The sequence below is a fragment of the Pyruvatibacter mobilis genome (assembly GCF_012848855.1).
GTDB lineage: Bacteria > Pseudomonadota > Alphaproteobacteria > CGMCC-115125 > CGMCC-115125 > Pyruvatibacter > Pyruvatibacter mobilis.
On record NZ_CP051630.1, the window covers coordinates 779,847 to 792,026 of the forward strand.

A 12,180-nucleotide genomic window follows, 5' to 3' on the forward strand; every position below is an offset into this window, starting at 1 on the left:
CTTTTTGCGCGTCGCTGATCTACGTTTTAGGCCATCTTGAACTTGATGGGTACGGATTTAGGCCCGCACACGAAGTTGGCCACCATGCGCTGCGGGTCGCCATTGAGTTCCACGTGCTCGAGGCGCGGCAGCAACTCTTCCCACAGGGCGCGCATTTCCATCCGCGCCAGGTGCTGGCCAAGGCAGATGTGGGCGCCGTGGCCGAAGGCGATGTGGCGGTTGGGCTGGCGGTCCACCTTGAAATCGAACGGGTCGTCGAACACGTCCTCGTCGCGGTTGCCGGAGGGGTAGCAGAGCATCATCCAGTCGCCCTTCTTGATCTCCTGGCCGCCGACTTCGGTGTCCTGGGTGGCTGAGCGCATGAAGTGCTTCACCGGCGTCGTCCAGCGGATGGATTCCTCGACGATCAGCGGGACGAGCTTGGGCTCGGCCTTGGCGCGGGCGAATTTCTCCGGCGACTTGGCCAGCTCCCACATGGTGCCGGCGGTGGTGGCCGATGTGGTGTCGTGGCCGGCGGTGGCGACGATGATGTAGTAGCTCATGGCTTCCAGCACGCCGAGCGGCTCGCCGTCGATCTTGCCATTGGCTATGACGCTGGCGATGTCCTTGCGTGGGGTGGCGCGGCGGTCTTCGGTGATCGTGGTGAAGTACTCGATGAATTCGGCGACGGTGCCGGACAGGGCTTCGAGCGCCTTTTTGGGGTCGCCGCGTTCCTCGCCGGTGCGGTTCAGTTCCGGGTCGGCGGCGCCGAACAGCTCCTGGGTGAGCTTCAGCATCTTGGGTTCATCCGCCTGCGGAACGCCAAGCAGTTCCATCACCACATGGAGCGGGTAGAGGAAGGCCACGTCCTTGGCGAAGTCGCACTGGCCGTCATTCTTGCGGCCCAGCTCTTCCATGTGATCGACGAAGGACTTGGCGATGGCGCGGACGCGGGTTTCCAGCGCCTTCAGTTCCTGCGGCATGAACTGGTCGGCGGTGATGCCGCGGTAGTTCTTGTGGTCGGGATTGTCCATCTGCACCAGCGAGCGCACGAGGTGGGGCGAGCCGCCCATCATCTCGCGTACGGCGGCGTCGGTGTTCACATCCACCAGCGTCGTTGCCTTGTCGCCATTGTGGAACAGCTCGTTGTTGCGCTCGATATGGAGGATGTCCTTGTGCTTGGTGACGACCCAGAACGGCTCGAAGCCCTTGGGCTGCGCCACGCCCAGCGGAATGTCGCGGCGCAGGGTGGCGAAGGCCTGATCCACCCGGTCCCCGTCCTGATAGGCATAGGGGTCGACGATCGTCTGGGCGATCTCCTGGGGGATGTTGGGGTCGATCATGGGGTCCTCCCGAAAAATGGACGCTGTGTGCAGTTTTTTCGATGATGGCCGGGATATGGCCCTGTTTCAACAGCTTTCGCCGCCAAACGTGGGCGAAAAGCGGGTTGTCTGCCAGTGGTTTAGCGGGTGACGCAGCGTCATCCGCGACTTGCAGACGAGGCGCATGCGGCCCGTTGCTGAAAAGCCGCTTTTAAGGATCGCCGGCGCGCCATGGCTTGCGCGCGCGGGGAGGGCACGGCTAAAAGCGGGGCGACCACCGGTTCGCTGGAGACAGCGATGAAAAGGGAATGCGGTGCGGCCTCCTGCGAGGCCCAGTCCGCAGCTGCCCCCGCAACTGTGAGCGGTGAGCGCGAAGGCCACAACGCCACTGGCATCCGTCCGGAGATATCCGGCAGCCGGGAAGGCGGTCTTCACATGGCGCTTTGACCCGCAAGCCAGGAGACCTGCCGGTGCGAGCATCGCCTAAGACGGCGCGCGGTGGGCGCGGGTCTTGCGGAGTTCCGCCTGGCGTTTGCGTTTTAACTGAAACGTGGCGCCCGGGCAGGCGGACGATGTGTTTTCCGACACTTCTCCTTCCTCGGGCCATCCGGCGTGGCTTCAGGCCTGCCGGGTCTTGAGAAGAGGGGATTGGGGCTCATGGGGCTCATCACCAAACTGCGTGCCGGGACGGCACTTGTATCTGCATTTATGGGCGTCGCTATCGCTGCGCCCGCATTCGCCCAGGACGGGGCCGGGCAGGGGGGCGAGATTGATCTGGCTTCCGCTTTCGAGCTGCCGCCGATCATCACCTCCGCCAGCCGCTTGAGCGCCGGCCTATCGTCCTCCTCCGTCACGGTGGTGGAGCGGGAAGCCATCGACCGCCATCCCGGGCTGACCATTCCGGAGATCCTGGCAACCGAAGCGGGGCTCCACATCCGCGACTTGTTCGGCAACGGCAATGAATCCGCGACCGTGGACATCCGCGGCTTCGGTGAACAGGCCGGACAGAACGTGCTGGTGCTTGTGGATGGCCGCAAGATCAATGATCTCGACCTGTCGGGCGTCCAGTTCTCGCTGGTGCCGCGCGCGTCCATCCAGCGTATCGAGGTGCTGCGCGGTTCGGCGGCATCGGTGCTCTATGGTGAGGGCGGCGTCGGCGGGGCGATCAATATCGTGACCCAGGGCGGCGACAAGGAAGAAGGCGTGACGCTGTCCGCCACCGGCGGCAGCTTCGGCTTCCGCCGCACGCAGGGCCTGTTCCAGTGGGGCGGCAAGCCTGCCCATGTGGCGCTGTCTGCGGATGTGACCGAGAGCGATGGCTACCGCCACAACAATGAGCTGACGCGGCAGGTCTATTCGGCCGTCGTGAGCATTGACCGGGGTGCGACGGATTATCGCCTGAGCGCGACCTACAACACCGAGGAAACGGGCCTGCCGGGCAACCGGCTGGTGGATACATCCACCGGCCTTGACCTTGTGCGCACCAATCCGCGCGGCGCGCAGACGCCGGAAGACGGGGCCGAAGAGCGCGGCGCGCGCCTCGAGGCCGGTGTCGAAAGCCAGCTCAGTGACAGTCTCAAGCTGTCGGTCGATGCGGGCTACCGTCGCAGCGTCACCTCAAGCGACTTCCAGTTCCAGCTTGACGACCGCTCTGTCAGCACCGCCACCCTCACACCGCGCGTCACCTATTCGGGCACGCTGGGCGGCATGGCGTTCAACGCGATCACCGGCATTGACCTGTCCTACTCCCAGGGCGAGGTGGAACAGCGCTTCGTCGGCTTCCCCGGCGGCAATGACTTCGATGGCTGGCAGTCGTCCATGGCCCTCTACGGCCAGGGTGATCTGGGTCTTACGGACCGCCTGACGCTGGACGCGGGCGTGCGGGTGATCCGTACCGAGATCAAACTGGACTCACCGCAGAATACCGCCGCGCGGGTGCGCGACAAGGAAACCAACTGGGCGGGCAATCTTGGCCTTGCCTATGACGTGACCGACGATGTGGAAGTGTTTGTCCGCGGCGGCCATGCGGTGCGGGTGCCGACCATCGACGAGCGGGTGGGCACGCGCCTTGACCCGATCACCTTCCAGCCGATCAGTTTCGATCTCGACACCCAGACCTCCTGGGATGTCGAAGTGGGTACGGAGTTCTCCGTGGGGCCGGTCGATGCCCGCGTCTCGGCGTTCCAGATCAATGTGAAGGACCAGATCGCGTTCACGCCGGATACGATCGGCACGTTCGGGTTCAACACCAATCTTGATGACACCCGCCGCCGTGGCGTGGAGGCCGAGGCCCGCGCGCCGCTGGGCTGGGGGTTTGAGCTTGCACCGCGCGTCACCTACACCGAAGCTGAGTTCACCAAGGGGCCGTTTGACGGCAACGAGGTGCCGGTGGTGCCGGAATGGACCGGCGGCGTCGGCCTCAACTGGACGGGGGATGATGTGTGGGCTTCGCTCAACTGGCGCTATGTCGGCGATCAGCGGATGATCAATGATCAGGAAGGTATTTTCCCGGAGATCCCGTCCTATGACCTGCTCGACGTGGCGTTGGGCTGGACCATCGGCAATGTGGCGCTCAAGGGCGAAATCCGGAATGCGCTGGATGAAGACTATTTCACCAGTGCCGCGGCGTCCGACACCAATGCCAACCGCTATGGCGCGTTCCCGCTGCCGGGGCGGGCTGCCTATGTGGAAGCATCGGTTGCGTTCTAGGCGCGGCCATAGGCTCAGGGCACTCGTGACGGGTGTCCTGCTGGCGGCCGGGGTGGTGCATGCCGCCCCGGCTGCAGGTGCGTCCGGCAGTGCGCCGGAGCGGATCGTCTCGATCAATTTGTGTACGGACCAGATCGTGCTGGCGCTGGACCTTGGGGAACGTCTTGTGGCGGTGTCGTCGCTGGCGACCGACCGGACGCTGTCCGTCCATTGGCGGGCGGCGGAAAGCGTTGAGGCCGTGCCTGCGGCGTTGGAGCCGATCCTGCTGCGTCAGCCTGATCTGGTCGTTGCCGGTGGCTTCGGCCATGGGCGGCTGGTGGCCCAGCTTGAGCGGCTAGGCGTTGCGGTGCTGCGGGTGCCGGAGCCAGCCAGCCTTGCTGACGTGCCCGCCGCCTATCTGGCGATGGGCCGTGCGGTGGGGGCTGAAACCCGCGCCCAGGCGCTGGCGGCGGAATTTGACGCTGTGCTGGGCGCGCCCGCAGCGCCATCCGGAACCGACGCCCTGCTGCTGGCGACCGGGCTGCTGGTGCATGGGGAGGGCATGCTGGGCGGCGACGTGCTGCGCCATGCGGGCCTTGCCAATGCGGCAATGGCACCGGCCTTTGGCGGGCAGGCCTATCTGTCGCTTGAGCGGGTCGTGGCTTCGCCGCCGGACCTGGTGCTCGTGGCGCGGGGTGAAGCCTCGGCGCCCTCACGCTCGCAGCATCTGTTCAGCCATCCGGCACTGGTCCACGGAACACGTATCAAATCCGTGCCGCCGTCCGCGCTGATCTGCGGCACGGTGGAAACGGCACGGCTGGCGGCATCGCTTGCCGCGCCGGAAGGGCAAGCACGATGACCCGGTCGGTGCTGGTGTCCCTGTTTCTTGCGGTGCTGCTGCTGGCGGCCTGCGCGGCGTCCCTTGTCGCTGGACCGGCGGGGCTGTTGATTGGGTCCGGAACGGCACTTGATCCGCAGGCGGCGGATCTCATCCTGTTCGAATTGCGGGCGCCGCGCACATTGCTGGCGATTGCGGCGGGCGGTGTGCTGGGGCTTGGCGGGGCGGTGCTGCAGGGGCTGCTGCGCAACCCGCTGGCTGATCCGGGCCTGCTAGGCATTTCGGGTGCCGGGGCGCTGGGCGGTGTTGGTGCGCTTTATTTCGGGCTTGCGGGCATGGCGCCGCTGGCCATGCCGGTGGCCGGCCTTGGCGGGGCGGCGCTGGCCATGCTGGTGTTGATGGGGCTTGCCGGACGGCGGCCGCCGCCCGCGACGCTCATTCTTGCAGGGCTTGCCGTCAGTGCGCTTGTGGGGGCGCTGACCTGGCTGGCCCTGTCGCTGGCGCCCAGCCCCTTCGCCGTGGCTGAAGCGCTGACCTGGATCATGGGGACGCTGGACGCTGCAACCCGGCAGGATGTGTGGCTGGTCGCGCCGTTTGCGCTGGTCAGTGTGCTGCTGTTGCTGCCGCTGGGCCGGGGGCTTGATGCGCTGGCCCTGGGGGATGACACGGCAGAGACGCTGGGCATGCGGCCCGCGCTGGTGCGCCTTCTGGCAATTGTCGGTGTGGCCGTGGGTACGGGTGCCGTTGGTGCCGTTGTCGGCGCGCTGGCCTTTGTGGGGCTGGTGGTGCCGCACGCGCTGCGGCCTCTCGTCGGCGCGCGGCCGGGGGCGCTGCTGCTGCCGTCGATGATCGGCGGTGCCTTTCTGGTGCTGGTCGCGGACATTGTGCTGCGGGTGGGTTTTGACGGGACGCGGCTGCAGCTTGGCGTGCTGACTTCGCTGCTCGGCGCGCCCGTCTTCCTGTGGCTGGTGATGCGGGCACGGATCCATGGGGGCGGCGCATGAGCGGCGGCAGCATTGCAGCGCGTGGTCTATCGCTTGCCTATGGCGGCTGTTCGGTGCTGGACGGGGCGGGGCTGACGGCGTTCGGCGGCGAGGTCGTCGGCGTGCTTGGGGCCAATGGTGCGGGCAAGTCCACTCTGTTGCGGTGTCTTGCCGGCGTGCAGGCGGCGGATGCGGGGCAGGTGGTGCTGTCCGGCGCACGTGTCGAGACCCTGCCGCCGCGGGTGCGGGCGCAGCGGCTTGGCTATCTGCCGCAGCGGCCGCGTGCTGAATGGGCCCTGTCCGTTACACAGGTTGCAGCGCTCGGCCGCCTGCCGCATCTGCCCTGGTGGCAGGGCAGCGAGACCGCACGGCGCGCCCCGGAAGTCATCTCAGCCCTTTCAGCCTGTCATCTTGAGCCGTTCGCCAACCGGCCCGTGGACACGCTGTCGGGCGGTGAGTTCGCCCGCGCCATGCTGGCGCGGCTTCTGGCCGGGCGGCATGACGTGGTGATCGCCGATGAGCCGGTAGCTGATCTCGATCCGCCGCATGCGGTGGATGTGATGCGCATCCTGGCCAGTGAGGCGGCGCGCGGTGCGGCAGTGCTGGTGGCGCTGCATGATCTGGCGCTGGCGGACAGGTTTTGTGACCGGGTGATCGTGCTGGCGCAGGGGCGGGTGATTGCCCAGGGGCGCCCGCGCGCTATTCTCGAAGCCGGTGTGCTGGCGCGTGCCTATGGCGCGCCATGCTCTGTTGCGCGGATCGACGGCCAGTTGCTGGCGCGGTTCGACGGCGGAACATCCGCGCAAGATGGTTCCTGAAAGGATGATGACATGGTCCGGCTGACCTCTATCACCACGCGGACAGGCGACGATGGGCAGACGAGCCTGGCTGACGGCACGCGCGTCTCCAAGGCGGATGCGCGGATTGTGGCGCAGGGCAGTGTTGATGAACTGAATGCAGCAGTCGGGCTGGCGGCGGCCATGGGTGCTGCGGGGGTGGCCGGGCTGCTGCAGCGCATCCAGAACGACCTGTTTGATCTGGGGGCGGACATTACCGTGCCGGACAGCGCCAAGACTGAGCAGTCCCTGCGCATGACCGCGCGCCACATCGAGGCGCTGGAGCAGGCCGTGGCGGAGGTGAACGGGCGGCTTCAGCCGCTGTCGTCCTTCGTGCTGCCGGGCGGCACGGTGGCCGCCGCGCATCTGCATGTGGCGCGCACCATTGCCCGGCGTGCGGAACGCGATGTGTGGGCGCTGGCGGCGGAAGCCGAGATCAACCCGCTGATCGGCCAGTATCTCAACCGGGTCAGCGACCTGTTGTTCGTCATGGCGCGGGACGCCAATGACGGCGGGCGCGGCGACGTGTTGTGGGTGCCGGGAGGGGCGGACACCTGACGGGCTAAGACGGCTCACCCGGCCGTGCCTTGAATTGATATAAAGAAAGCTTTATGTCCTGTGGCCTTGCCGGGTTGCGGGAAAATTGGTTTTTCGCAGAATTCCGGCGGTTTCGGGCCAAAGGACCCTGGCTGTGATGACTCGCGATGACCGGTTGAAGGCGCTTAATACGGCGCTTGCCTCCCGAATTCTTGTGCTCGACGGGGCCATGGGCACCATGATCCAGAAGCACAAATTCACCGAGGAAGATTATCGCGGGGAGCGTTTCAAGGACTGGCAGCAGCCGCTGCAGGGCAACAACGACCTGTTGGTGCTGACGCAGCCGGATGCGATCCGCGACATCCACACGGCCTATCTGGAGGCCGGGGCGGACTTCGCCGAGACCAACACGTTTTCCTCCACCACCATCGCGCAGGCTGATTATGCGATGGAGCATCTGGCCTATGAGATGAACGTGGAAGCCGCCCGGCTGGCGCGTGAGGCGTGCGATGCCATCGCGACGCCGGAGCGGCCGCGCTTCGTGGCGGGTGCAATTGGCCCTACCAACCGCACCGCTTCCCTGTCGCCGGATGTGAATGATCCTGGGGCGCGCAACGTCACTTTCGATGAACTTCGCACGGCCTATGCAGAAGCGGCCAAGGGGTTGATCGAAGGGGGGACGGATGTGCTGCTGGTGGAGACCATCTTCGATACGCTCAATGCCAAGGCGGCGCTGTTCGCCATTGATGAAGTGCTTGAAGAGCTTGGCGTTGACGTGCCGGTGATGATTTCCGGCACGATCACCGACCGGTCCGGCCGCACCCTGTCGGGCCAGACGACGGAAGCCTTCTGGTATTCGGTGCGGCATTCGCGGCCGATGAGCGTGGGGCTCAATTGCGCGCTGGGCGCTGATCTGATGCGGCCTTTCGTGTCGGAGCTGTCCCGCGTGGCCGATGTGCCGGTGAGCGTCTACCCAAATGCGGGCCTGCCGAATGAGTTCGGCGAATATGACGAAACGCCTGAACAGATGGCGAAGGCACTGGCCGCGTGGGCGGATGACGGGCTGTTTAATATCGTCGGCGGCTGCTGCGGCACCACACCGGACCATATCAGTGCCATTGCGCGCGCTGTTGAGGGCAAGACGCCGCGCAAAATCCCGTCGCTTGAAAAACGTATCCGCCTGTCGGGGCTTGAGCCCTTCACGGCGTCGGCAAATTTCGGAAAGGCTGCGGCTGAATGAGTACCGAGGCAAGTGCCGCCAGCGGCGGGTCCTTCATCAATATCGGTGAACGGACGAATGTCACCGGCTCGGCCAAGTTCAAGCGGCTGATCATCGAAGGCGACTACGACACAGCCCTCGACGTGGCCCGGGATCAGGTCGAGGGCGGGGCGCAGGTCATCGACGTCAACATGGACGAGGCGATGCTGGATTCGGAAGCTGCCATGGTGCGCTTTCTGAACCTCGTCGCGTCTGAGCCTGACATCGCCAAGGTGCCGGTGATGATCGACTCGTCCAAATGGTCGGTGATCGAGGCCGGTCTCAAATGTGTGCAGGGCAAGGCGATCGTCAATTCGATCTCGCTGAAGGAAGGCAAGGAGCCTTTCGTGGCGGCGGCGAAGAAGATCCGCCGCTATGGCGCGGCTGCCGTGGTCATGGCGTTTGACGAAGACGGCCAGGCGGATGTGGCGGACCGCAAGTTCGAGATCTGCAAGCGCTCCTACGACATTCTGGTCAACGAGGTGAAGTTCCCGCCGGAAGACATCATCTTTGACCCCAATATATTCGCGGTGGCGACGGGCATCGAGGAGCACAACAATTACGCGGTTGAGTTTTTCGAGGCGACAAAACGCATCCGCGAAGAGCTGCCGCACTGTCATGTGTCCGGCGGTCTGTCCAACGTGTCATTCTCGTTCCGCGGCAACAATGCGGTGCGCGAGGCAATGCACGCGGTGTTCCTCTATCACGCCATTCCAGCGGGTATGGATATGGGCATCGTCAATCCGGCGTCGCTCATCGTCTATGACGAAATTCCCGCGGAGCTGCGGGAGCTCGTTGAGGACGTGATCCTCAACCGCCGCGAGGACGCGACGGACCGGCTGCTGGAAGTCGCTGACAAATACAAAGGCGGCGGCGCGGCTGCGAAGGTCAAGGACCTGAGCTGGCGTGAAGGCTCCGTGCAGGAGCGGCTGACGCACGCGCTGGTGAACGGCATTGCCGATTATGTGGTGGAAGACACCGAGGAAGCCCGGCTCGAGGCCGAGCGGCCGCTGCACGTGATCGAAGGGCCGTTGATGGACGGCATGAACGTGGTGGGTGACCTGTTCGGTGCGGGCAAGATGTTTTTGCCGCAGGTGGTGAAGTCCGCCCGCGTGATGAAGAAGGCGGTGGCCCATCTCATTCCGTTCATCGAAGCGGAAAAGGAAGGCTCGGGCGAGAGCCAGGCCAAGGGCAAGATCCTGATGGCGACGGTGAAGGGCGATGTGCATGACATCGGCAAAAATATCGTCGGCGTGGTGCTGCAATGTAACAATTACGAGGTGGTCGATCTCGGCGTGATGGTGCCGGCGGAGACAATCCTCGAGGAAGCCAAGAAGCATCAGGTGGACATCATCGGCCTGTCGGGCCTGATCACCCCGTCGCTGGATGAGATGTGCTACGTGGCCGCTGAAATGAAGCGGCAGGAATTCGACATTCCGCTGCTGATCGGCGGGGCGACAACCTCCAAGGTGCATACGGCGGTGAAGATCGCGCCGAATTATCAGCACCCGGTGATTTATGTCACCGATGCCAGCCGCGCTGTCGGCGTTGCGTCCAACCTTCTGTCGGAGACGGCGAAGGAGGCCTATGCCAAGGAGATCGCCGACGACTATACGCAGATGCGGGAGAAGCATGCGGCCAGCCGGTCGCAGACCGAGGCATTCCCGATTGCAAAAGCGCGTGCCAACAAGGCGCCGATCACCTGGGACGGCTATGAGCCGCCGAAGCCGTCCTTCACCGGCACCCGCGTGTTTGAGGATTATGATCTCGGCGAGCTGGTGAGCCGCATCGACTGGACGCCGTTCTTCCGCACCTGGGACCTTGCGGGTCGGTATCCGCAGATCCTGGATGATGACGTTGTGGGCGAGACGGCAACAAGCCTGTTCAACGATGCGCAGTCCATGCTGCAGCGGATCGTGGGTGAAGGCTGGTTCAAGCCGCGCGCGGTCGTCGGGTTCTGGCCGGCCAATGCGGTGGGTGACGACATCGAGCTTTATGCAGATGACGGGCGGGCGCGCGTGCTGAATACCATTCATACCCTGCGCCAGCAGATGGAGCGCAAGGGCCGGGACCGCGCCAATTTCGCGCTCGCTGATTTCATCGCACCGAAGGACACGGGGCTTGCTGATTATTTCGGCGGCTTCGCTGTGACGGCGGGGGATGAAGTGGAAAAGCGGGCCAAGGCGTTTGAGGCCGAGCATGACGATTATTCGTCGATCATGGTCAAGGCGCTGGGCGACCGGCTGGCAGAGGCCTTCGCCGAGCGCATGCATGAGCGCGTGCGCAAGGAATTCTGGGGCTATGAGCCGGACGAGCAGCTCGATAATGAGGACCTGATTTCAGAGAACTATCGCGGCATCCGCCCGGCGCCCGGCTATCCGGCGTGCCCGGACCATACGGAAAAGCGCATCCTGTTTGATCTCTTGGACGCGGAGAAGAATACAGGGCTGGAACTGACCTCGAGCTTCGCCATGTTCCCGGCGGCATCGGTATCGGGCTTCTATTTCTCCCATCCGGACTCGGCCTATTTCGGTGTCGGCCGCATCCACAAGGATCAGGTGGAAGACTATGCCCGGCGCAAGGGCATGGAGCTGCGCGAGATCGAACGCTGGCTGCTGCCCAACCTTGCCTATGAGCCGCAGGGCTGAGGGTTACGGATCAAGCCTGAAGACCTGAAAAGGGGCGTCCGGCCGGGCGCCCCTTTTTGTTGTCGGGATCAGGCTGCCTTGGGCATGGCCCGGTGGCGGGTAATGCGACCCTCCACCGGCGTCACGGCAGTAACACTCCCGCGCTCGGCGAGAAAGTGCGGGCGGGGGGAGGTGGCTGCAAACGGCTCGGTGACCTGGTTCGACATCGCGTTGTAGACGAAGAAGGCATTGGAGCGCGGGTCCGGCGTGATGTTGCCATTGGAGCCATGCAGGGTGTTGCAGTCGAACAGTACCACGGTGCCGGCCTTGCCTGTCGCGGGCACGATGCCTGCCTCGTCGGCCAGCCGGGTCAGCGTGTGCTGATCCGGTACGCCGATCTCCTGCTTGCGCAAGGAGGTGCGGTAATTGTTCTCCGGTGTTTCGCCGCGGCACTGAATGAAATTCCTGTGTGATCCGGGGATCAGCATCAGCGGGCCATTGAGGGGTGTGTTGTCGGTCAGCAGGATCGAGGCGGAAATCGTGCGCATGCGCGGCAGGCCGTCCTCGGTGTGCCAGGTTTCGAAGTCAGAGTGCCAGTAGAATTCCTGTCCGCCGAAGCCCGGCTTGTAGTTGAGGCGTGACTGATAGACATAGACATCATCGTCCAGGAGATGCCGGATGATGCGCGAGATGCGGCCATCGGCAGCCAGACGATGGAACAGTGCGTTTTGTGCATGAATACGGAAGATCGACCGCACGAGGTCTTGCTTCGGTTCGCGCACCACGGTTTCGTCTTCCAGGCCCGACGGATCATTGAGCAGGCTGGCCATCTCGGTCTTGAGGGCTGCCACTTCCTCGGCATCGAAAAGGTTACGCAGCACCAGAAAGCCATCGCGCTCAAAAGCTGCGTGCTGTTCACGGGTCAGCGGGGCGTGCGCGTGCCAGGGGGCGTAGGCGATTGCGTCCTGGCGCGGGAGAGTTTCGGCGGTCGTGCCTTGCCGGGACGGGTACGCATCGCGGATGATCGACATATCGTTCCTCTCTCAGTTGGCCGGCATGGTGTCTGGAATTCCAGAGCCGGGCTATCAGGGGCAGTCAGGAAGGGGAGGCCC

The 12,180-nt window shown here is 64.6% G+C and carries 7 protein-coding genes, 1 pseudogene and 1 riboswitch; of the genes and pseudogenes, 6 read left to right on the forward strand and 2 right to left on the reverse strand.

Translation table 11 applies throughout. From position 1 onward, the window contains the following. Positions 1-26: 26 nt before the first annotated feature. A complete protein-coding gene (locus HG718_RS03595; RefSeq protein WP_160588603.1) occupies positions 27-1,322 on the reverse strand; it encodes a cytochrome P450 in 1,296 nt (431 codons plus the stop codon). A 240-nt stretch (positions 1,323-1,562) separates the two neighbouring features. Beyond that, positions 1,563-1,787: riboswitch (cobalamin riboswitch) on the forward strand. A gap of 171 nt (positions 1,788-1,958) precedes the next feature. Between HG718_RS03595 and HG718_RS03600 the strand changes: the two genes are divergently transcribed. The 6 genes and pseudogenes from HG718_RS03600 to metH all read left to right on the forward strand — a co-directional run bounded on the left by HG718_RS03600 (position 1,959) and on the right by metH (position 11,089). Continuing rightward, entirely contained in the window at positions 1,959-4,010 is a 2,052-nt protein-coding gene (locus HG718_RS03600) for a TonB-dependent receptor (protein ID WP_160588602.1), read from the forward strand. A 25-nt stretch (positions 4,011-4,035) separates the two neighbouring features. Next, positions 4,036-4,848, forward strand: coding sequence for an ABC transporter substrate-binding protein (locus tag HG718_RS03605; protein ID WP_160588601.1), 813 nt, complete (start codon positions 4,036-4,038; stop codon positions 4,846-4,848). After that, the gene (locus HG718_RS03610) at positions 4,845-5,831 is read left to right on the forward strand and encodes a FecCD family ABC transporter permease (RefSeq protein ID WP_160588600.1); all 987 of its coding nucleotides are present in this window, start codon (positions 4,845-4,847) and stop codon (positions 5,829-5,831) included. The genes HG718_RS03605 and HG718_RS03610 overlap by 4 nt, the downstream gene beginning before the upstream one ends. Continuing rightward, entirely contained in the window at positions 5,828-6,628 is an 801-nt protein-coding gene (locus tag HG718_RS03615; protein ID WP_160588599.1) for an ABC transporter ATP-binding protein, read from the forward strand. Before HG718_RS03610 ends, HG718_RS03615 begins: the two co-directional genes overlap by 4 nt. Before the next feature lie 12 nt (positions 6,629-6,640). Continuing rightward, positions 6,641-7,204 carry a cob(I)yrinic acid a,c-diamide adenosyltransferase gene (locus tag HG718_RS03620; protein ID WP_160588598.1) on the forward strand — a complete coding sequence of 188 codons (564 nt, stop codon included), beginning with the start codon at positions 6,641-6,643 and terminating at the stop codon, positions 7,202-7,204. A gap of 136 nt (positions 7,205-7,340) precedes the next feature. Next, a pseudogene (gene metH, locus HG718_RS03630) lies at positions 7,341-11,089 on the forward strand (methionine synthase). A gap of 68 nt (positions 11,090-11,157) precedes the next feature. Here metH and thpD read toward each other — a convergent pair. Next, the gene (gene thpD / locus HG718_RS03635) at positions 11,158-12,099 is read right to left on the reverse strand and encodes an ectoine hydroxylase (RefSeq protein ID WP_192928138.1); all 942 of its coding nucleotides are present in this window, start codon (positions 12,097-12,099) and stop codon (positions 11,158-11,160) included. Between the last annotated feature and the right edge of the window lie 81 nt (positions 12,100-12,180).